16 protein-coding genes and 2 pseudogenes are annotated in these 20,682 nt (G+C 72.7%); 12 read left to right on the forward strand and 6 right to left on the reverse strand.

Annotation, left to right across the window (positions count from 1 at the left end; all coding sequences use genetic code 11):
* Positions 1-77 precede the first annotated feature (77 nt).
* Positions 78-1,421 carry a helix-turn-helix transcriptional regulator gene (locus tag AB0924_RS01400; RefSeq protein ID WP_358938144.1) on the reverse strand — a complete coding sequence of 448 codons (1,344 nt, stop codon included), beginning with the start codon at positions 1,419-1,421 and terminating at the stop codon, positions 78-80.
* 497 nt (positions 1,422-1,918) lie between these two features.
* Between AB0924_RS01400 and AB0924_RS01405 the strand changes: the two genes are divergently transcribed.
* A complete protein-coding gene (locus AB0924_RS01405) occupies positions 1,919-3,481 on the forward strand; it encodes an LCP family protein (RefSeq protein WP_366910399.1) in 1,563 nt (520 codons plus the stop codon).
* Here the strand turns inward: AB0924_RS01405 and AB0924_RS01410 are convergent.
* Both AB0924_RS01410 and AB0924_RS01415 read right to left on the reverse strand, forming a co-directional pair.
* Positions 3,471-4,640, reverse strand: a complete 1,170-nt coding sequence (locus tag AB0924_RS01410; protein WP_366910483.1) for a hypothetical protein — start codon at positions 4,638-4,640, stop codon at positions 3,471-3,473. The two genes, AB0924_RS01405 and AB0924_RS01410, sit on opposite strands and share 11 nt — an antisense overlap.
* 67 nt (positions 4,641-4,707) lie before the next feature.
* A complete protein-coding gene (locus AB0924_RS01415) occupies positions 4,708-5,823 on the reverse strand; it encodes a PP2C family protein-serine/threonine phosphatase (protein WP_358938191.1) in 1,116 nt (371 codons plus the stop codon).
* A gap of 179 nt (positions 5,824-6,002) precedes the next feature.
* On the opposite strand from AB0924_RS01415, the gene AB0924_RS01420 reads away from it, so the two are divergent.
* Positions 6,003-6,491, forward strand: coding sequence for a hypothetical protein (locus AB0924_RS01420; protein ID WP_358938148.1), 489 nt, complete (start codon positions 6,003-6,005; stop codon positions 6,489-6,491).
* A 327-nt stretch (positions 6,492-6,818) separates the two neighbouring features.
* Positions 6,819-7,760, forward strand: a complete 942-nt coding sequence (locus AB0924_RS01425) for a hypothetical protein (RefSeq protein ID WP_366910400.1) — start codon at positions 6,819-6,821, stop codon at positions 7,758-7,760.
* Here the strand turns inward: AB0924_RS01425 and AB0924_RS01430 are convergent.
* Positions 7,660-9,006: a PLP-dependent aminotransferase family protein gene (locus tag AB0924_RS01430; protein ID WP_366910401.1), complete on the reverse strand. Its 1,347-nt coding sequence runs from the start codon at positions 9,004-9,006 to the stop codon at positions 7,660-7,662. The genes AB0924_RS01425 and AB0924_RS01430 overlap by 101 nt on opposite strands.
* 88 nt (positions 9,007-9,094) lie before the next feature.
* Between AB0924_RS01430 and AB0924_RS01435 the strand changes: the two genes are divergently transcribed.
* The 6 genes from AB0924_RS01435 to AB0924_RS01460 all read left to right on the forward strand — a co-directional run bounded on the left by AB0924_RS01435 (position 9,095) and on the right by AB0924_RS01460 (position 15,902).
* Positions 9,095-9,898 (forward strand): alpha/beta hydrolase, encoded by an 804-nt coding sequence (locus AB0924_RS01435; protein WP_366910402.1) that lies wholly within the window; start codon positions 9,095-9,097, stop codon positions 9,896-9,898.
* Positions 9,895-10,878: an endonuclease/exonuclease/phosphatase family protein gene (locus AB0924_RS01440; protein ID WP_366910403.1), complete on the forward strand. Its 984-nt coding sequence runs from the start codon at positions 9,895-9,897 to the stop codon at positions 10,876-10,878. The genes AB0924_RS01435 and AB0924_RS01440 overlap by 4 nt, the downstream gene beginning before the upstream one ends.
* Positions 10,879-10,939: 61 nt before the next feature.
* Positions 10,940-12,427 (forward strand): VWA domain-containing protein, encoded by a 1,488-nt coding sequence (locus AB0924_RS01445; RefSeq protein ID WP_366910404.1) that lies wholly within the window; start codon positions 10,940-10,942, stop codon positions 12,425-12,427.
* A 139-nt stretch (positions 12,428-12,566) separates the two neighbouring features.
* Positions 12,567-14,282, forward strand: a complete 1,716-nt coding sequence (metG, locus tag AB0924_RS01450; protein WP_358938161.1) for a methionine--tRNA ligase — start codon at positions 12,567-12,569, stop codon at positions 14,280-14,282.
* Positions 14,283-14,505: 223 nt separating this feature from the next.
* Positions 14,506-15,459 (forward strand): hypothetical protein, encoded by a 954-nt coding sequence (locus AB0924_RS01455; RefSeq protein WP_358938163.1) that lies wholly within the window; start codon positions 14,506-14,508, stop codon positions 15,457-15,459.
* Positions 15,460-15,473: 14 nt separating this feature from the next.
* Entirely contained in the window at positions 15,474-15,902 is a 429-nt protein-coding gene (locus tag AB0924_RS01460) for a hypothetical protein (RefSeq protein WP_358938165.1), read from the forward strand.
* Between the two features lie 50 nt (positions 15,903-15,952).
* On the opposite strand, the gene AB0924_RS01465 is transcribed toward AB0924_RS01460, so the two are convergent.
* Positions 15,953-16,162 carry a DUF397 domain-containing protein gene (locus AB0924_RS01465; RefSeq protein ID WP_358938167.1) on the reverse strand — a complete coding sequence of 70 codons (210 nt, stop codon included), beginning with the start codon at positions 16,160-16,162 and terminating at the stop codon, positions 15,953-15,955.
* Positions 16,159-16,269: pseudogene (locus AB0924_RS01470) on the reverse strand (transcriptional regulator); the annotation flags it as partial. The gene AB0924_RS01465 and the pseudogene AB0924_RS01470, both read right to left, overlap by 4 nt.
* On the opposite strand from AB0924_RS01470, the pseudogene AB0924_RS01475 reads away from it, so the two are divergent.
* From AB0924_RS01475 to AB0924_RS01485, 3 genes and pseudogenes are all read left to right on the forward strand, one after another.
* Positions 16,269-16,559: pseudogene (locus AB0924_RS01475) on the forward strand (hypothetical protein); the annotation flags it as partial. The pseudogenes AB0924_RS01470 and AB0924_RS01475 overlap by 1 nt on opposite strands.
* A gap of 108 nt (positions 16,560-16,667) precedes the next feature.
* Entirely contained in the window at positions 16,668-17,369 is a 702-nt protein-coding gene (locus AB0924_RS01480) for a nucleotidyl transferase AbiEii/AbiGii toxin family protein (RefSeq protein WP_358938173.1), read from the forward strand.
* A 115-nt stretch (positions 17,370-17,484) separates the two neighbouring features.
* A complete protein-coding gene (locus AB0924_RS01485) occupies positions 17,485-20,613 on the forward strand; it encodes a VCBS repeat-containing protein (protein ID WP_366910405.1) in 3,129 nt (1,042 codons plus the stop codon).
* The last annotated feature ends 69 nt before the right edge of the window (positions 20,614-20,682 follow it).

Here is a 20,682-nt window from a genome sequence, read left to right on the forward strand (position 1 = left end):
GCATCAGGGGGCGCCCGGCCGGCGTCCGGGAACACGGACCACGACCGGAACCGCGCCGAGCCCCGGCCCGGAAGCCGTCACAGCGGGGGCTGGGCCGGAGCCGGGCCGAGGGTGGTGGTGCCCGGGGCGGTGCGGTGCCCCAGGCCGGTGCGGTAGGCGTCGAGGGCGGCTTCCACCCGGCCGGTGCGGCGCAGCAGGTCGCCCAGCAGACGGCACAGGTCGGCGAGGTCGCCGGCCGCCCCGGCCCGTTCCAGCAGGCTGAGGGCGCGGACGTAGTGCTCCTCGGCCGCCTCGGTGTCCCGGGCGTCCTCGGCGATGATGCCAAGGAGGCGGTGCGCGGCGGCCGCGTGGACGGCGCCGCGCTCGGAGGAGAAGTCCCCGAGGACCCCGTTCAGCAGCTCGGCCGCCTCGGCGGACCTGCCGCGCCGGTGCAGGACGTCGGCCAGCTCGACGGCGGCCTGGCTGCCGTAGAGGGCCGCCCGGGTCTGGGAGAACATCGCGAGGGCCTGCCGCAGCTCGGCCTCGGCGCGGTCCAGTTCGCCGTTCTGGGCGCAGACGTAGCCGCGCATCCAGTGGCAGTTGGCGAGTTCGGTGCGGAGCTGGAGCTGCCGGTTCAGCTCGGCGGCCTTGGCCAGGGAGGCGTCGGCCTCGGCGAGGCGGCCCTCGGCGAGCAGGGTACGGGCGACCGTGCGGTGCATCCGCGCGATCAGCGCCGGGTCGGCGACCTGCGGGGCGAGCGCGAGGGCGAACTCGGCGGCCTGGGCGGCACGCGCGTGGGCGCCCATGTCCATGTAGGGGCCGATGACGCCGGCGTAGAGGAGCAGCAGGGCGTCCGGGTCGTGCAGGCCGCCGCGGTTCAGCTCGTCGAGAGCGGTCTCCAGCAGGTAGACGGCGTAACGGAGTTCACCGGCGAGGTAGTGGGAGACCGCCCGGCCGCGGACGGCCGGCACCCGGGCGGGCAGCGACTCCCCGGCCAGCCGCTCCTCGGCCCGTTCGAAGTGCTCGCGGGCCCGGCCCAGCTCGCCCGACTGCAGTGCGGTCTCGCCGAGTCCGAGCAGCGCCGTGGCCTGCTCGGCGAGCAGCCCGTGCGCCTCCGCCTCGGCGAGCAGCCCGTTGTACTGGGCCGCCGCCTCCTCGCAGTCGCCGTCGGCCAGAACGCGCTGGGCCTCGGCCAGCCGCAGCCGGAGGCCGGTGGCCAGGTGGGCGGGCCGGCCGACGGCCAGCTCCTCGAAGGCGACCCCGAGCCGGCCGGCGATGTGCCGCAGCGCCTCGTCGGAGGCCCGGACCCGGCCGGCCTCCAGGGTGGAGATGTAGGCGGGTGTGTAGGCCGGTTCGGCCAACTGCCGCTGTGTCAGGCCCTGTTCGGTGCGCAGTTGCTGTACGCGCCGCCCCACGACCTGCGGATCGTCCCGTTCCGGCATCTCCCCGTCACCCCCAACTCCTCTGGTGGGCCTTGCCGTTGGCGCCCGTCAGCCTCTAGGTTAAACGGCGGATTAAGCATGTTTAACAGGCTACTGTCGTTGTGAGGTCGCCGTGCCCGGTCGTACATCGGAACCCCGCGGACGCCCCGGCGCACCGGCTCCAGCCCGACCCCGTCCGGGCGGCCTGACGCCCACCACGAGGGGCGTGGCCGCGGCCGTGCTCGCCGTAGCGGCACTGGTCACGGCGGCCAACGCGGGACCGGCCCGGGCGGCGGACACCTCGCCGGCCCCGCCGGCCGTGGGCCGGACCCTGCCCTGACCCCCTCCCCGCCCGAACTACTGACGGGTCAGGCCGGGTTGGTCAACCCCTTCGAAGGTTGTACGGCAGTGGCATATCTCACCACTCACCCCTTCTCGTCGCGTCACGCCGATAATGTGTGCGATCCGGTGCAGCCGGAGACGCGGCAGGCGCCGTCGTCGGGGTGGGAAGGCAGAGAATGACGCTGGACGCACAGCCGCGGCCAGTCGGCCGCGGCCGGCACGACGACGGCCACGGGGACGACGACACATCCGGCAGACCGCGCCGCGGGCGCCGGATACTGCGCTGGTCGGCCCTCACCCTGGCGGCCCTCATGTTCGGCGGCGCGGCCGCCGGATACCTCTACTACGAGCACCTCAACGCCAACCTCACCAAGGCCAGGCTGAACCTCGGCGACTCCACGCCGCCCAGGGCGGCCCCGAACGCCTCGGGCCAGACCCCGCTGAACATCCTGCTGCTCGGCTCGGACAGCCGGAACACCGCGGCGGACCTGAAGCTCGGCGGCTCCCGGGCCGACGTGGGCCGCCCGCCGCTCGCGGACGTGCAGATGCTGCTGCACGTCTCCGCCGACCGCGGCAACATGTCCGTGATCAGCCTGCCGCGCGACACGATGATCCCGATCCCCAAGTGCACCGACCCCGACGGCGGCAAGGTGTACGGCGCGCTCACCCTGGCCATGGCCAACGAGTCGCTGGGCCGCGGCGGTCCGGGCTGCACCGTCGCCACCTGGGAGAAGCTCACCGGCATCCACATCGACCACTTCATGATGGTCGACTTCGCCGGGGTGGTCTCGATGGCGGACGCCATCGGCGGGGTCCCGGTCTGCGTCGAGCAGAACGTCTGGTCGCGCACCCCCGAGGGCCACGGCTCGGGACTCAAGCTGAAGGCGGGCACCACGTACGTCAAGGGCGAGCAGGCTCTGCAGTGGCTGCGCACCCGCTACGGCTTCGAGGACGGCACCGACATCGGCCGCACCCACGCCCAGCACATGTACATGAACGCCATGGTCCGCCAGCTCCGCGAGAACGCGACCCTGGGCAACCCCACCGACATGCGCCGGCTCGCGGAGACCGCGACGAAGGCGCTCACGGTCGACGAGGACCTCGGCACGGTCAAGAAGCTGTACGACCTCTCCACGGAACTGCAGAAGGTCCCCACCGGTCGGATCACGATGACGACGCTGCCCACCGTGCAGTGGTCCCAGGACCGCAACCGGCTGGTGCCCGCCACCGAGGACGCCGACCAGCTCGTCTCCATGGTCCGCACCGACACCCCGCTCGACGGCAAGGGCGCGCGACAGCTCACCGAGCAGGTGTCGGACGACCCCGCGGCCCCCGCCGGCACCCTCGCCGTGCGGGTCCGCAACGGCACCGGCAGCACCGCCAAGGCCCCCGTGCTCCACCGGGCCGACGCCGTCGTCCGGGCGCTGCAGGACAAGGGGTTCGCCAAGGCGGCCGTGGACACCACGGCCGCGGCGGGGGCCACCACCGTCGTCCTGTACCCGAACCACCGCCTGGAGGGTGACGCGCAGGCCGTGGCCAAGGCCCTCGGCATCCCGGCGCCCCAGGTGCGCGCGTCCACGGACGTCACGGGAGTCACCCTGACCGTGGGCGCCGACTGGCGCACCGGCGCCACCTACCCGAAGTCCGCGGCCCCGACCGAGGCTCCCGAGTCCGCGGCGGTGCTGAACGGCGGCAAGACCGACGCCTGCATGCCGGTGCAGCCGGGTTTCACCTGGTAGAGCCGGTTCCCTCGCCGAGCGGGGCCAGCGGGGCCTGGAGCTGCCGCAGCTGCCGCTGGACGTTCTCCAGCGCGCCCCGCCTGCGACCCGGCACCCGCAGCCTCAGCTCCGCGAGCGCGGGCCCGAGTTCACGGGCCCGCGCCGGGTCCTCGATGATCCCCCACTGGTGATGGGCCCGGTCCACGGCCGCCTCCACGACGGGCGTGTCGGGCGCCTGACCCGCGGCCAGCCGCACCCCGGCCACCGCCAGCCAGGCCCGGCAGCTGCGCGCCGCGTCGCCCGCGAACATGGCGAGGTCCGCCCGGACCTCGGCCCAGTGCAGGGCCTCCCCGGAAGCCGGGCCGAAGGCACGCACGGCGGCCTCCTCCTGCCCGGCGGCGAGTGCGTCGGCCTCGGCGTGCCGGCCGGCCCGGACGGCGTCGCTGATGGCCGTGTGCGGATCGCCCCGACCCGACGGCGTGGTCACCGGGGCGTCCGGCGTGTACGGCCGGGGCACCACCGGCACAGGGGTGGGCCGGTGGGCGAAGCCCCCGGGGCCGGCCAGCACCAGGTCCCGCCCCGCGCCCGGCTCGGTGGCCCGGGCCAGGGCGTGCTCGTGCAGCTCGGCGAGCGGCGGCCGGTGCCCGCTGCGCAGCAGGGTCGCCACCGCCTTCATGTACGCCGGTTCGGCCGGGCCCCGTCCCCTGGCCGGGGGCGTGACACGGCCGTAGACCGCGGTCGCGCGTCCGGAGTCCAGCGGGCGCTCGGCCAGCTGCCGCCAGGTCTCCGCGTCCGCGTGCAGATCGACCACGAGCGCGGTGTCGGCCGGGGAGCGCAGCCGCAGCTCCTCCCGGATCCACGCCCAGGGCAGGGCCGTGTAGCGGACGGTCGCCGGGGTGGTGCGGGCGAGCGCGAGATGGGGTTGGCGCTGGCGCCGGTCCAGGTGGAGCTGGCCGGTGAGGTACACGGTGAGCGGTCCGGGCGCGGCCGCGGCGGCGCGCAGCCGGGTGAGGACGGCCTGCGGCTCGAGCGGATCGGCGAGTTCGACCACGTTCGCGGTGTCGGTGCCGGACAGCACCGCGGGGGCGACCGCGGCGAGGACGGGCAGTACACCGGCCGCGTCCACCAGACGCCCCCGGCCCAGCGGCGCGGCCGCGAGCAGCAGCACGGTTCCGGGCATCATCGTCCCTCCCCTGTGGATCGCCCTACAGCCAGCACCGTAGCCGCTGCCGCCGCGGAGGGTCGGCTCAGGACCGCAAACGTCCCTGTTCGGGGTCTTCGCGCATCCGCCGAATGGCGAACACCGTGGTGTCGTCGTCCAGGTGACCGCCGGTGTAGCGGAGCACACCGTCGCGGACCCGGCGCACCAGCCGGTGCGGCTCGGCGCGGCGCGGGTCTGCCGTGACCGCCCGGGTCACCTCCGGGACGAGCGGGTAGAACTCCCCGGTCTTGTCCCGCGCCTCGGTCACCCCGTCGGTCACCAGCAGCAGGGTCTCCTCGCGGCCCAGCGGCACCCGGTGCAGCGGCGGGCAGCCGGCCGCCAGGTCGCCGAGCCCGAGCGGCAGGCCGTCACCGGCCGGAAGGGCGCGCACCCCGTGCGGGCCGACGGCGAGCGGCGGCTCGTGGCCGAAGTTGATCAGCTCGACCGTGTCCGGGTCGTCGTCGGGGAAGCCGAGCAGCACGGCGGTGGAGAAGCGGTCGCCGTCGTCCCGGCCCAGCGCGATGCGGTGGACGCGGTGCCGGGTCATACGGGCCTCCAGCCGCTCGGCGACGACCGTCAGCTCCGCCTCGTGATAGGCGGCCTCCCGGAAGGTGCCGAGCAGCGCGGCCGCCGTCTCCACCGCGCCGAGACCCTTGCCCTGGACGTCCCCGACGAGGACCCGGGTGCCGTGCGGGCCGGGCTGGATGTCGTAGTAGTCGCCGCCGACCCGGGCCTCCACGTCGGCGGCGAGATAGGCGCCCGCGTGCTCCAGTCCTCCCCAGTCCGGCGGCAGCCTGCGCAGCACGGTGCGGCGGGTGGTGTCGGCGATGTCCCGCATGCGCAGCATCTGCCGCTCCCTGCGAACCCGCGCGGCGGAGGCCAGCGTGGCGAGGACGCCGCCGAGGGCGACCAGCAGGAAGTCGGCCAGACCGGCCCGGTGCTCGCTGGGCCAGACGCGGTCCACGGCGACGTACGTGAACAGCGACAGCACCGCGTACCCGGCGGTCGTCCACACCCCGCAGAGGGCGGCGGCCGTGCCGGGGACCAGAACGATCCAGGACACGATCCGGAACCATTCACCGGTCCTGAGGTCCAGCAGCGTGATGGCGGCGAGCAGCAGCAGGGGCAGCGCCTGCAGCGCGATTCGCCCGCGGGTCCACAGCGGATGCCGCCGGCGCCGGGACTCCACTTGTGTCACGGCGGGCAGCGCTCCATGCCCCTCAGCGAAACACGGCATCGAAACAGCCGCATCCGGGCACCCGGCCCGTCCGACCGACTTGCCAGGCCGTCCCCCCAGGTGTGCCCTGGAGACCGGGGGCGAGGAGCGAGAGGAGTGCTCTCATGGCTCAAGCGGCACCCGCGCCCGGTGGAATGCCCCGGCGCACGACAGCGCCCGAACTCGGCGGCCGGGACGCGGCCGCCCGCCACCGGCCGCCCGATGTCTTCGGCGAGCGGACCCACGCGATCGCGCGGTGGGTGCTGCCCATCGTGCTCGGCCTGATCTACGGCTACTGGGCCGCCGCCAACACCCGCTACGGCGGTCCCATCACCGGCTGGAACGTGCTGTTCGGCGTGGTGACGGGCATCGTCTTCTTCGCCGTCTTCCGGGCCCTGCAGTTCTTCGCCGCGCGCTGCCGGCGCGAGGTCCACGCGGTGCTGTGGTCGGCCTTCACGGGCATCGCGGTCGGCTTCCTGTACAGCCTGAGCGGCCGCGGCCACGGCGTGTGGGAGTCCACGGTCCTGGCCCTGGCGATCGCCGTGCCCACGTTCGCGGTGCTGTTCTACCGCTACTACACGCACGAGGACGCGGCCGGCCACCGCATCCGCTGAGCACTTCGGACCGCCTCCGCCGAGCGCGCGTGGGCCCCGGCCGGACGAACCGGCCGGGGCCCACGCACTCCCCTGTGATTCACGTCCTCACCGGTCGCCGGGCCCGCTTCCCGCGGCCCGGCGGCGTCCGGGACACCGTCCCGGCGTCTCCCCAGCACCAGGAAACACCCGTTCGGGTGACCCCTCCACCGGAGGCCGGATTCCCCGGTCCGGCGGCGAAAGGCACGAGGGACGAGGCCTCGGGGGGGGGGCGGTTCGGCCCCGCTCCCTCCCCCGAATGCACGCGCCCCGCTCGCGCACCCGGGCGCGCGGCTCTTGCCTTGAAGGGTGCCCCCACGCCTCAGGAGCGCCCTGTCGGCCGCCCTGATCGCCGTGTCCTGCCTCCTCGTGCCGTTCGGCGCGCTGGCGGCCTGGGCGGCGTACGGACTCGCCGACACGGGCCGGTACGTCACCGCGATGGCCCCGCTCGCCGCCGACCCCGACGTGCGGGAAGCCGTCGCGGAGACCGTCGGGGACGGCATCCTGCGCGAGGTGGACCAGCGCATGCACGTCCGCCCGCTGCAGGGCTCGGTCGCCCCGTTCGTGCACGAGGCGGTGCGCTCCTTCACCCAGACCCGGGCCTTCCGGATGGCCTGGGACACCGGCAACCGGGTCACCCACGACGCCGTCCTGCGCGCCCTGCGCGGGGACGCCGCCGCCGGCGACGCGGGCGACGGCCCGGTCACCGTCGACCTCGCCCCCGTCACCGCCCAGGTCAAGCAGCAGCTCACCGACGACCACATCGCGCTGGCCGCGCGCATCCCGGTGGAGCACACCGCGGTGCCCGTGCTCGAGGCGCGCGAGGTGGCCCCGCTGCGGAAGGGATTCCACGTGCTCGAAGTCGCCGGTTTCTGGTGCCCGGTCGCGGCCGTCGTCTTCGCGGCCTCCGGTATCGCCCTTGCCGTCCATCGCCGGCGCGCGATCGTGGCGACCGCGCTCGGCACGGCCCTGGGCGGCGGTGTGCTCAACCTCGCCCTCGTCATCGGCCGCGGCCTCACCCTCGACGGCCTGGCCGAGGGCGTGTCCCACCCGGCCGCGGGAGCGGTCTACGACGCCCTGACCGGCACCCTGCGCACGGTCTCCTGGCTGCTCATCGGCCTGGGTCTCGGGGTGGCCCTCACCGCCCTGCTCACCCGCCGGCTGCGGCCGCCCCGTCCCGCGCGACGCGGGCGAGGGTCCGCAGAGCCCCCGCAAGCTCCGGCTCCGGAACCGACCCGAGCCCGAGTCTGACCGCGTCCGGCGTGCTGCTCCGGTCCACCCGGAAGGCCGTGCCCGGGGTCACCGCGATCCCGTGCGCCCGCGCGGCCGCGGTGAAGGTGTCCGCACGCCAGGGCGCGGGCAGCCGCCACCAGGCGAAACAGGCGGCCGGGTCGGACCGTACGTCGAAGCCCGCCAGCTCGTCGGCGACCAGCCGCTGCCGGCGCGCGGCGTCCCGCCGCTTGGCGGCCACCAGCCGCGCCACGGTCCCGTCGCCGATCCACCGCACCGCCGCCTCCAGCGCGAAGGAGCCCGCGCTCCAGCCGCCGGACCTGATGGCGCGCGCCACCGCCTCGGCCCGCTCGGCCGGTACGGAGGCGAACCCCACGGTGAGCCCCGGCGCGACCCGCTTGGACAGCCCGTCGACCAGGTGTACGAGCCCCGGGACGAGGGCGGCCAGCGGCGGCGGGCCGGCCGGCCGCAGGAAGGACCAGATCCGGTCCTCCACGACCGGTATCCCCAGGCTGTGGACGACATCGGCCACCCGCGCCCGGCGCTCGGCGTCCATGGTCAGCGAGGTCGGGTTGTGCAGGGTCGGCTGGAGGTAGAGGGCGGAGAGCGGAGCGGCGCGGTGGGCCGCGGCGACCGACTCCGCGAGCAGCCCCCGGTCGTCGGCCGCGAGCGGGACGAGGACGCAGCCGAGCCGGGCCGCTATCTCCTTGACCAGCGGATACGTCAGCGGCTCCACCCCGACCCGGCCGCCCGGCCGGACCAGGGAGGCGAGGGTGGCGGCGATGGCCTGGCGGGTGTTACCGGTGAAGAGCAGCCCCGCCGGGTCGGGCCGCGGGCCGTCCGTGGCCAGCAGTCCGCCGATCGCCTCCCGCGCCGCCTCCGTTCCGGCCGCCGCCGCGGGCCGCAGCGCCCCGGTCAGCGCGTCCGGCCGCAGCAGCGTCGCGAGCGCGGGGGCGAGCAGCTCCGACTGGCCGGGCGCGGACGGGTAGTTCAGCTCCAGGTTCACGGGCGTGGCGGCGGCCGCCTCGGTCAGCGCCCGCCCCGGCTGCCCGTCCGGTTCGGTGGCCCGCACGAACGTGCCGCGCCCGACCTCGCCCATCACCAGCCCCCGGCGCACGAGTTCGGCGTACACCCGGCCCGCCGTGGAGGCGGCGATCCCGTGCCGCCGGGCGAACGCCCGCTGCGGCGGCAGCCGTTGCCCCGGCCGGAGCCGCCCGGATCCGATGTCACCGGCGATCCGGTCGGCGATACGCCGGTAGTCCCCCACAAGTCCCCCTGTCGCGGCATCCGTTGGATTGCACCGAGGGCAAAGATTTTATTGCACCGAGAAGAGGCGGAACCCTAGGGTCGATCACATGCCCCCCTTCCTCGCATACGACGACAAAAGCCCCGGAACCTCCGGCCGCACCCCGCTCGTCCTCGTCCACGGCCACCCCTTCGACCGCACGATGTGGGCTCCGCAGCTCGCCGCGTTCTGCGCCGGGCGCCGGGTGGTCGCCCCCGACCTGCGCGGCTACGGCGCCTCCCCGGTGACCCCCGGCACCGTCCCGCTCTCCCGCCACGCCCGCGACATCGAGGAACTGCTCGACTTCCTGGAGGTGGACACCTTCGTCCTGGCCGGACTGTCGATGGGCGGCCAGATCGCCATGGAGTGCTACGACCGCCTCGGCGACCGCGTCCGCGGCCTGGTCCTCGCGGACACCTCCCCCGACCCCGAGACACCCGAGGGCGGACGGGGCCGGACCGCGCTCGCCGCCCGGCTGCTCACCGAGGGCATGCGCGGCTACGCCGACGAGGTCCTGGAGCGGATGGTCGCCCCGTACGCCGATCCCGCGGTCAAGGCCCACGTGCACCGCATGATGACGGCCACCTCGCCCGAGGGCGCCGCGGCCGCACTGCGCGGCCGCGCCGAACGTACCGACTACCGCCCGCTGCTGACCCGGGTCGCGGTGCCGGCGCTGGTCGTGGTGGGCGCCGACGACACCTTCACACCGGTCGCCGACGCGCAGGCCATGCACGCGCTGCTGCCCGACTCCGCCCTGCACGTGGCCGAGGGCGCGGCCCACATGCCGAACCTGGAGCGGCCGGAGGAGTTCAACGAGGTGCTGGGGAGGTTCCTGGCCCGGGTGGACGCCACGCCCGTAGGCTCGGCCGGGTGACCGAACGACCCGGACGCGGACCGGGCACCCGGTGCGCGGTACTGCTCCTCACCGGGGTCAGCCTGGTCCTCGGCTGCCGGATGGCCGGCACCGACGGCGTCACGCCCGCACCGCAGCTCCTCGCCTTCCTGCCCTGGCTGCTCGCACCGGCCGGACTCGGCCTGCTGTGCGCGCTGCTCGCCCGCTGGTGGCCGGGGCTGGTCTGGGCAGTGGCCGTCCTCGGCCTGCTGGCCTGGTACCTCGACCCCTACGGGAAGATCCACGAGCCCGCCGGCCGGCCGCTCGCCTCCCTGCGCGTCCTGACCGCGAACGTCGAGTTCGGGCGCGGCACCCCCGCCCTGGTCCCGCAGCTCCGCCGACTCCACCCCGACCTCGTCTTCGTCGAGGAGTGCGAGCGCACCTGCCGGGCCACCCTGGAGGAGGAACTCGCCGGCGCCTACCCCCACCGTCGGGCCGTGGCGGCGGACGGCTCCCGGGGCTCCCTGATCCTGAGCCGCTTCCCACTGCGGCCCGCCGCGGGCGTCCCCGGCACGATGGGCATGCCCGGCGCCGTGGCCGACGTCCGCGGCCACGCCGTACGGGTCCAGCTCGCGCACCCCGCGCCACCGCTCCCCGGCCAGGTCGGCCTGTGGAAACGCGAACTGGGCCGGCTCCGCGACTTCGCCGCCGGGGACACCCGCACGCCGACCGTCCTCGCGGGCGACTTCAACGCCTCACAGGACCACGAGGCCTTCCGCCGCATCCTCGACACCGGCCTGACCGACGCGGCCCGCCTCGCCGGCCACGACCGCACCCCGAGCTGGCCCTCCCGCACGGCCTCCGTCATCGGCACGCAGATCGACCACGTCCTGCTCACCCCGGACTTCTCCGCCTACGGCGCCCGGTTCCTGCGCCTGACGGGCACCGACCACCGCGCCCTCGTCGCCGACGTCACACTCCACGGCTCCGCCGGAGACCGAAATGCAACCCGGGGCCGCTAACCTTACGTGTCCGTCCTGGCCAGGGATTAACGGGTACCAACTCACGCAAAGGGTTGCGCACATGGGCATTCTCACTCTCCTGCGGAACGCATTCGGCCGGGGGCGCAAGGCGCGCACCGCCGAAGCAGAGGGTGCGGACCGACGTCCGTCGCAGGAACCGGAGCCGACGACCACCGACCCGGCCCCCACCGCCCAGGTCCCCGAGCCCCGCACGTCGTCCCCCGAAGAACACGACCTGGTCTCGGCAGCCTTCGACAGCATCACGGTCCCCAGGCAGCCCGACCGCTCCGCGGAACCCGAACTCGTCCTCGACCTGACCCCGGAGCCGGAGCCGGAGCCGGAGCCGGAAATCAAGGCCGAGCCGACACAGGAGGCGCAGCAGACGGCAACGCCCGAGGAGACGGCGAAGGCCGCGCCGAGCGAAGCGGAGGCGGAGCAGGAGCCGGAGACGACCGAAGCCAAGGCTGAGCCGAAGGCGGAGACTGAGGCGAGCGCCGAGCCGCAGGCGAAGGCAGAGCCGGAGGCCGAGCCGCAGGCAAAGGCTGATGCGGAGGCTGAGACGAAGCCCGAGCCGGCGCCGGAGGCGGCCGAGACCTCGATCACACCGGAGCCGACCAAGGCCGAGGCCGAGACGGAGCCGCAGGCCCCCACCGCCGAGCCGCCGGCCGCCGACGGCGAGGACACCCCACAGGGGCCACCCGCACCCGACTCTGAAAGCCGCACGGGTGGTGCGGGTGGGAACAATCCCGCCGAAGGCGAAGCCGAGGCGTCCCCCGAGCCGCAGGCACCCCCCGCCGAGGCGTCCCCCGAGCCGCAGGCACCGTCAGCCAAGGCAAGCCCGGAGCCCGAGGCAACGCCCGAGCCCCAGGCACCCGACGCCAAACCCGCCACCCCCCTCACCAAGATCAAGTCCCACGCCCCCAGCCTCGTCACCGCCTACAAGGCAGCCACCACCACCCTCAAAAAGACCAACCTCACCGGCACCCGAGCGAAGCTCTACCTCGTCCTCGACCGCTCCGCGAGCATGCGCCCGTACTACAAGGACGGCTCCGCCCAGGCCCTCGCCGACCAGACCCTCGCCCTCGCCGCCCACCTCGACCCCGAGGCCACGGTCCACGTCGTCCTCTTCTCCACGGAGATCGACGGCACCACCGACCTGACCCTCGCCGAGGACCACGAGACGAAGATCGACGACGTCCACGCGAGCCTCGGCCGCATGGGCCGCACCAGCTACCACGCCGCCGTCGAGGCCGTACTCGCCCACCACGAGAAGAACAACGCACCCGGCACCCCCGTCCTGGTGGTCTTCCAGACGGACGGCGCCCCCGACGCCAAGACCCCCGCGACCCAGTCCCTCACCGAGGCCGCGAAGAACCACCCCGGCGTCTTCTTCTCCTTCGTCGCGTTCGGCGAGCACGACAACAAGGCCTTCGACTACCTGCGCAAACTGAAGACCGACAACACGTCCTTCTTCCACGCCGGCCCCACCCCCCGAGAGCTCACGGACACCGAGCTCTACGAGGGCGTACTCGCGACCTGGCGCCCGTAACACCCCGTAACGGCGCACAACGCACCGGCACAATGGATGCCGCCCGCTTCTCACCCCGTAAAACGGGAAGCGGGCGGCATACACATGTCGGCTACGCTTTCAAGGTTCGCAAAACAACCCGACCTGGGAGCAGCCCCCGATGGCTCGACACCTCATCACCAGCGCCCTTCCGTACATCAACGGGATCAAGCACCTGGGCAACATGGTGGGGTCCATGCTCCCGGCGGACGTGTACTCCCGGTACCTCCGCCAGCGCGGCCACGACGTCCTGTACATCTGCGCCACGGACGAGCACGGCACCCCCGCCGAGCTGGCCGCCAAGGAGCAGGGCCTCGCGGTGGACGAGTTCTGCGCCCTGGCGCACGACGCGCAGAAGGCGGTCTACGACGGCTTCGCTCTGGCCTTCGACTACTTCGGTCGCAGTTCCTCGGCCGAGAACCGGGACATCACCCAGCACTTCGCCCGCAAGCTCAACGAGAACGGCTTCATCGAAGAGCGTGCCATCCGCCAGGTGTACAGCCCCGCCGACGGCCGCTTCCTCCCGGACCGCTACGTCGAGGGCACCTGCCCCCACTGCGGTTACGACAGGGCCCGCGGCGACCAGTGCGAGAACTGCACCCGCGTGCTGGACCCGACCGACCTGATCAACCCGCGCTCGGCGATCTCCGGCTCCACGGACCTTGAGGTCCGTGAGACCAAGCACCTCTTCCTGCTGCAGTCGAAGCTGCAGCACGAGGTCGAGGCGTGGGTGGCCCGGCACGAGGAGGACTGGCCGCAGCTCGCCTCCTCCATCGCCCGCAAGTGGCTGAACGAGGGCCTGCACGACCGTGCGATCACCCGCGACCTCGACTGGGGCGTCCCGGTCCCCGCGGACACCTGGCCGGAGCTGGCGGCCGAGGGCAAGGTCTTCTACGTCTGGTTCGACGCCCCGATCGAATACATCGGCGCGACGAAGGAGTGGGCGGACCAGGACCCGGAGAACCGCGACTGGAAGTCGTGGTGGTACGACGTGGACACCGAGGTCCGCTACACGGAGTTCATGGCCAAGGACAACGTCCCCTTCCACACCGTGATGTTCCCGGCCACCGAACTGGGCGTGCGCGAGCCGTGGAAGAAGGTCGACTACGTCAAGGCCTTCAACTGGCTGACGTACTACGGCGGCAAGTTCTCCACCTCGCAGAAGCGAGGCGTATTCACCGACCAGGCGCTGGACATCCTTCCCGCCGACTACTGGCGCTACTTCCTGATCGCCAACGCGCCCGAGTCGGACGACTCGTCCTTCACCTGGGAGCACTTCACCGCCACGGTCAACAAGGACCTCGCCGACACCCTCGGCAACTTCGTCAACCGGGTTCTGTCCTTCTCCCGCAAGCGCTTCGGCGACGATGTGCCCGCCGGTGGTGAGCCGGGCGAGGCCGAGGCGAAGCTCGGCGAGGAGATCGCGCGCCTCCTGGCCGAGTACGAGGCGCAGATGGAGGCTCTCCAGTTCCGCAAGGCGGCCGCCGCCCTGCGCGCCCTGTGGTCGGCCGGCAACTCCTACCTGGAGGAGAAGGCCCCCTGGCTGGAGATCAAGACGGACAAGGACGGCGCGGCCCTCACCCTGCGCACGGCGATGAACCTGATCCACCTGTACGCGGTGGTCTCCGAGCCCTTCATCCCGGAGACGGCGAAGACGATGCGCGAGGCGTTCTCTCTCGAGAACGACACGGCGACGTGGGTCACGGCGGCCGAGGCGATGTCCCTCTCCGCCGTCCCCGCCGGCACCCCCTTCACGGTTCCGCCGGTCCTCTTCGCCAAGCTCACGGACGAGGACCTGGAGAACTACAAGGAGCGCTTCGGCGGCGAAGCGGGCTGACGGTGACGGTCGCCAGGAAAGCGACTCTCATTGAGCGCCTGGCTGCGAAGTTGACCGCGTAAGCCACTTCCACATAGACGCAGGCCCGGGAACACCTCGTTCCCGGGCCTCCGCGTTTCCCGGACGCTGAACAAGGAGGCGTGAACGTTTCCTCCCTACCCGAACGGGTGAACCATTCTCATCACACAGCATCCGGGCACCTTGATCCACCTACGTTGACCGCATGGTCACATCCACCCACGAGGCGTCTCACCGGATCTTCCAGGACCGGCCGGAACTCCTCACCCCCGTCTTCGACCTCCTCGGAGTCCCGATGTCCGCCAAGGCGTCGGTGTCGGTGCTCAGCGCAGACGTGACGGAGATCCAGCCTCTGGAGAGACGCGTGGACACCGTCCTGCGCGTCGAACCATCCGATGGGGATGCCTTCCTGCTCGCCATCGAGACGCAGGGCCGGCGCGACAACCGCAAGGCGACGAGCTGGTCGTACTACGTGGCATACCTCCACGAGAAGTTCCGCCTCCCGGTGCTGCTCCTCGTCACCTGCACCGACCGGCGTACGGCGCGGTGGGCGAGCGGCCCGTTCACCTGCGAGGTGCGGGGATGGACCACTCAAAGCACCCATCCCCTGGTCCTGAGCCCGGACAACGTACCGGTGATCACCGACCGGCGTACGGCCGCACGGAACCTGGCGATGGCGGCGTTCTCCGCCATCACGCATAGCAAGAACCCGAAGGCCACAGCCATACTGGAGGCCCTGTTCGGCGCCCTACGGGAGACAGACCCGCTGACGGCCGTGTACTTCAGCGGCCTACTGGAGATCGGCCTTGGAGACACTCCGGCCCGACAGACATGGAGAAAGCTGATGGGTTTCACCAACTTCTTCCCCGGCCGGGGCACCCTGCTGGAGAAGACCTTCCTCGAGGGCCAGGCCGAGGGGGAAGCCAAGGGCGAGGCCAGGGGCGAAGCCAAAGGCGAGGCCAAGGGCGAGGCCAAGGCCATTCTTCGTTTCCTCGAAGCACGGGGCGTCTCCGTGCCCGAGGAGGCCCGGGACCGCATCGCCAACTGCACCGACCTCGGTCTCCTCAACCGCTGGCTGGACCGGACGCCCCACGTGGAGAGCGTCGACGACCTCTTCGCCGAGGACCCTGGAGCCACCGCGCACCAGGCTGAAGCCTGACCCAGGCCGCCATCATGATCGACGATCGCGACGCATCACCGGAGCTACTCGACCTGCTCCGGTTCAACTTGCTGTCCGTGGGCTTGGGCGTACCACCGGAGCGCGTACTGGGCGACTTCCGTGCCGGACTGGAGGAGCTGAGACAACAAGGATCCCTCTCCCTCCGGGACATGGCCCGCATCCGCGCCGGGCTGGACAAGCAGTCTGCGGAGGACCACGAAGACGAGGACTGGGTCAGGGGATATACCGCCGGATACACCGCAGCGTGGTCCGGAGCGGTCCTGCGGGTCTTGGAGGTACGTGACATCGACGTACCCAAGGAGATCTACCGCCCCCTCTCGCTGTGTCCGGACCCGGACGCCCTCACTCGCTATCTGGACCGCGCCATCACGGCGGACACGCCGGAGGAACTGTTCACCCCCGACCTCACGAGCGATGCGTAGGGCTGCTTCGTGTGTGTCTGACGGCCCGGGAGGAGTTGTCCCCGGGCCGTTCAGCTTCCCGAGGCGTGCGCCACGAAGTCGGCCCACGCCTCCGGGGCCAACGCAAGCTGGGGGCCTCCTATGTTTTTCGAGTCGCGGACGTGCACGGTGCCGGGGGTGATGGCCAGCTCGACGCAGGAGTTGCCGTCGTTGCCGCTGCTGTAGCTGCTCTTGAACCACGCCAGCTCGGAGGTGTCCCGAGCGGTGGTCTTGCGGATCATTTCTCTCCCAGCAGTTGGTCGATGAAGGCCAGCGACTCCCGTGGGGAGAGCGCCTGGGCCCGGATGGTGCCATACCGGAGTTCAAGAATGCGCAGGTCTTTGAGTTCTGGAGCGGGACCTCACCCTCACCGCCGTGCGCCACGCCCTGACCAGCGACCTGCCACCGGAGCCCCTGCGCCGCCCGGCCGCCCTCCTGGCCCACCGCCTCACCGCCCAGCTCCCACCCCCGCCACCGTTCCGCGCCCCCGAACCGGCCCCGCCCGTCCGCCATCCACTCCGCAACTGCGACACCTGCGACCGCGGATACCGGGGCCCCGACCCACAGAACTGCCAGGGGTGCGTGGCGGCCGACGCCGACGCCGGCGGGACGCCCCTCGCCGTGCGGGCCCGACCGTGAGCGGCCGTTCTCGCGGGTCCACGTCGGCCGGATCACCTGTCCGGGCTTCTGAGGTCCTGGGCGGGGCGCCCCACCACCCCGCCCCCCATCTGGCAAAGTACGGATGCCGTGACCCCTTCCGACCCTCAGCGGCGACTTCTCGCGGACGTTCTCGGTGCAGGCAGCCCGTATGCGCTGGTGCTCGCCGGCGGTCATGCCCTGCAGGCACACGGCCTGGTGTCCCGTCCGCACGCCAACGTCGACTTCGCCACCGAGAGCCCCAAGGCCATGGAGCGGATCGTGGCCGCCGTCGATGCGGCGCTTGAGGCGCGCGGGCGCCGGGTGCGGGTCGGGGCCGTCACCCCGCTCACCGCGCAGCTGACCGTCACCGATCCGCCGAGCGGGGAGCCCATCGCCCTCGCGCTGCACAAGGAAGCCTTCTGGCAGCCGCCCGAGCTGACCGAGTACGGACCGGCCCTGTCACTGGAGGACGCGGTCGGTACGAAGATCCGCGCGCTCTACGACCGGGGAGCGGCCGTCGACCTCGTCGACGCGCAGGGCGCCGCCGCCCGGTTCTCCCTGCCCCGCCTGGAGGAACTGGGCCGCCGCCACGCCCACGACCCCTTCGACCTGACCACCCTCCAGTCCCGGCTCACCGGTACGGACTTCTACGCCGACGCCGACTTCCTCCGGTACGGCCTGGACGAACCGCAGATCCTCGCCCTGCGCGCCTGGGCTCAGCACTGGTCCGACGACATCGCCGAGCGGCTGATGGAGGACGGCGCGTACCCGGACACCGGGCAGGACCCCGACACGGACACGGACACGTGATCCGATCCGAGTGACGGCGCGTGACCAGTCACCCTCCTCGTCAACAACGGCAAAAGCGCTGGTAAAGTCCGCTCACTTGGCGAGGGCGGGGGCCCTCGCGGGGAGGGAACCTCACGTGGGCAGACACGCCCCGAGACGGCGCGGCATGGCCGCGGCCGTCTCCTCGTTCGCGGTCGCCGTGGCGGCCGTGTCCGCGGCCGTACTGCCGGAGAGCGGCGCCTCCGCCGACCCGGCCGACCCGGCGACAGACACCACCGAGATCACACTGAGCCACCCCGGCTCCTCCGCCTACCCGCGCACCGACCGGCCGCTCGTCGCCGGGCAGAGCGGGTTCCTGCACCGGGCGAGCGGGGTCCCCGGGCTGCTGTGGACGGACTACGGTGACGGCACGACCGCGGTCGTGGGCACCGAGGACGGCGTCTACACGCCGGTCGGCTCGTGCGCGAACCTGGGCTCGACCACCTGCCCGACGGCCTGGTACGGCTCGGACGCCGACCTGGTCGCACTGCCGTCGACCGTCTCGGACAAGATCGTCACCCTCTGGGACCCGAAGACGCGGACGACGTCGTCCTTCACGTCCGCCACGGCGTACCGGGGTCTCGCCGGGAAGACCGTCGTCACCGAGCGCGACCTGATCGACCGCGTGGACGGCCAGTGGCGCGCCCGCGCCATCCAGCCGTCCTCGGTGAGCGTCACTTCCGGCGCGATCACCGCCGCGGACGCACACGGCGCGCTGGTCAAGGTGGGCACGAGCCTTTACTACCTCGACATCGACACGGCCGTCGCCACCCGGGCCTTCACGAACGTGGGCGCCCGCCCGGTCACCGTCCAGAGCGAGGACCGAACCGGCTGGTACGACTCCTCCTCCGGCGACCTGCACCTGAAGCCGCGCACCGACCCGGGCGGCGCCGAGCAGGTGCTCGACCTGCCGGCGCCCGGCGCCACCCTGGACGGTGCCCCGGTCCTCACCGGCGACTGGCTGCTGCTGCCCCTGCACACCGGCACCGGAACCAGCGAGCTGACCGCCGTGTCCCTCGCGGACGGCTCCTCGCACACCCTGCTGGCGAAGGCCGGCGAGTACGCGGTCCACGCCTCCGGCGGCGGCGCCCTCGTCACCGGCGGCACCGGCCCGGCCGACTGGTGGGTGCGGCGCGTCGGCCAGGGGCAGGACGGCTCGCCGAGCCTGGAGAAGGTGGCCCAGGTCCCGGCCGTGGAGAACGCCAAGACGGGCTACGCGCTCAGCCGCGGCAGCCTGCGCGTCGCCGAGGACAAGCCCGGCAGCACCTCGGACACCACCACGGTGCGCACGCTGACCACCGACGGCGGCACCGCACTGACCGCGTCCGAACCGACGACCGGTGACTCGGTCACCTCCGCGTGCCCGTACCAGGGCGCCGGCTGCACCATGCTGTGGGGCAACAGCGGAACCGAACCCGAGGACGTCTTCCTCGGCACCTACTACGACGGCGACGAGGGCGGCAGCGGTCTGGAGAACGCGGACCGGCTGGTCGCCATCGGTGACGAATGGTCCAGCGGCTCCCTGGAGTTCCACACCGCGGGCGGCACGATCGTGGACGTCTCAGACGGCTACGCGGTGTACAACTCCGGCGGTGCCTCCCCGGCGCAGTACGTCGGTGAGTTCGGGCAGGGCCAGAAGCTGAAGCGCTCGGTGCGCGCCGCCGCGTTGAACGGCTCCACCCTGTGGAGCGCCACCACCACCGCCGGCAAGCTCACCTCGTACAGCCTCACCGAGGACCGCACCCTCGCCACGGTGACCGTGCCGGGCCTCGGCTGTGTGCCGAAGGAGCTGCAGGCGGCGGGCCGCTGGGTGTACTGGGCGTGCGGCGACGGTTCCGCCGGTGTCTACGACACCAAGGCGGCCACCTCCCGTGCGGTGACCGGCGGCGACGTGCTGCTCGGCGACGGCTTCACGGTCCGTCACGACCACTCCGCCGGCACCCTGGTGCTGACCGGGGCGGCCACCGGCGCCACCCGGGTGGTCGCCACCGGCGTCCAGGAGTCGGGCCTCGCCGTGGACCGCCGCTTCCGGTGGACCGTGGACGAGTACACGGGCCTGGTCGCCTGGACCGACCTCTACCAGCGCACGCACATCGCCACCACCGGTGTCACCCCCTCGGCCGTGACGTCCATCGGCACGGAGACCGAGAGCTACGTGGAGCCCGGCTCGACGCCCCACTGGACCCAGGTGACCCTGTCCCGCCCGGTCACCTCCTGGTCCCTGACCTTCACCTCGGTGCAGAGCGGTGCGACCGCCCGTGGCACCCGCACCTTCACCGGCGGGGCGACCTCGTCCCAGGTGTCGGTGAACTGGGACGGGAAGACGTCCGGCGGCACCCCGTTCCCCAACGGTGAGTTCCGCTGGGCCCTGAAGGCGACCGGCGTCGGCGCCGGCACGGCGGACACCGTGGCCTCCGGCGAGGGTTTCCTGACCCGCGGATCGGCCGTGCGGCACGACTTCGGCAGCGTGGACGGCCCGGACGGCCGGGGCGACCTGCTCACCCTGAACTCCTCCGGCGGTCTGACCTTCCAGTACGGAACCGGAACCGGCAAGTTCGGCTCCAAGACCACCGGCACCGGCTGGGCCACCACCGTCAAGGCCGTCCCCTTCGGCGACCTGAGCGGCGACCGCTGCAACGACGTCCTGGTGCGCTACAGCAGCGGGGCCCTGCGGCTGTACAAGCCGGGCCGCAACGCGGCCGTCAAGCCGTCGACGTCGTACACCACCCTCGCGAGCAGCGGCTGGACCCAGTACGACGTGCTGACCTCGCCCGGTGACGTCAGCGGCGACGGACGCCCGGACCTGATCACCCGCAACGCCTCCACCGGCGCCGTCTACCTCTACAAGGGCACCAGCACCGGCAAGCTGTCGTCCCGCGTGAAGCTGTACGACGAATGGAAGGGCTACAAGAAGATCATCGGCGCCGGCGACCTCAACGGCGACGGCATCGGCGACCTGCTCGCGCAGGACAAGGCCAACACCCTCTACCGCTACAACGGCAAGGGCGACGGCACGTTCGCGGCCCGCGCCAAGGTGTTCGGCGACTGGGGCGCCTCCTACAACGCCGTGGTCGGCGTGGGTGACCTCACCGACGACGGCAGGGCGGACCTCGTCTCCCGCGACAGCAGCGGCAACCTCTGGCGCAACAGCGGCGACGGCAAGGGCTCCTTCGGGTCCCGCACGAAGATCGCCACCGGATGGAGCGGCTACAAGTCCCTGTCCTGACGGAACAGTTCTTGACGGCTTCTTCATAGGTCCTTCATCACCCCGGATCTACATTCGTCGCCGCCCGGC

The organism is Streptomyces sp. NPDC047869 (assembly GCF_040704065.1).
In the GTDB taxonomy this organism is placed as follows: Bacteria; Actinomycetota; Actinomycetes; order Streptomycetales; family Streptomycetaceae; genus Streptomyces.

Bases quoted from the DNA above. Each gene is read 5' to 3' on its own strand.
- AB0924_RS01460 (WP_358938165.1), top strand. From the start codon at position 15,474: ATGATCGACGATCGCGACGCATCACCGGAGCTACTCGACCTGCTCCGG.
- AB0924_RS01465 (WP_358938167.1), bottom strand. From the start codon at position 16,162: ATGATCCGCAAGACCACCGCTCGGGACACCTCCGAGCTGGCGTGGTTC.
- AB0924_RS01405 (WP_366910399.1), top strand. From the start codon at position 1,919: ATGACGCTGGACGCACAGCCGCGGCCAGTCGGCCGCGGCCGGCACGAC.
- AB0924_RS01420 (WP_358938148.1), top strand. From the start codon at position 6,003: ATGGCTCAAGCGGCACCCGCGCCCGGTGGAATGCCCCGGCGCACGACA.
- AB0924_RS01455 (WP_358938163.1), top strand. From the start codon at position 14,506: ATGGTCACATCCACCCACGAGGCGTCTCACCGGATCTTCCAGGACCGG.
- metG (WP_358938161.1), top strand. From the start codon at position 12,567: ATGGCTCGACACCTCATCACCAGCGCCCTTCCGTACATCAACGGGATC.
- AB0924_RS01445 (WP_366910404.1), top strand. From the start codon at position 10,940: ATGGGCATTCTCACTCTCCTGCGGAACGCATTCGGCCGGGGGCGCAAG.
- AB0924_RS01435 (WP_366910402.1), top strand. From the start codon at position 9,095: ATGCCCCCCTTCCTCGCATACGACGACAAAAGCCCCGGAACCTCCGGC.
- AB0924_RS01400 (WP_358938144.1), bottom strand. From the start codon at position 1,421: ATGCCGGAACGGGACGATCCGCAGGTCGTGGGGCGGCGCGTACAGCAA.
- AB0924_RS01410 (WP_366910483.1), bottom strand. From the start codon at position 4,640: ATGCCCGGAACCGTGCTGCTGCTCGCGGCCGCGCCGCTGGGCCGGGGG.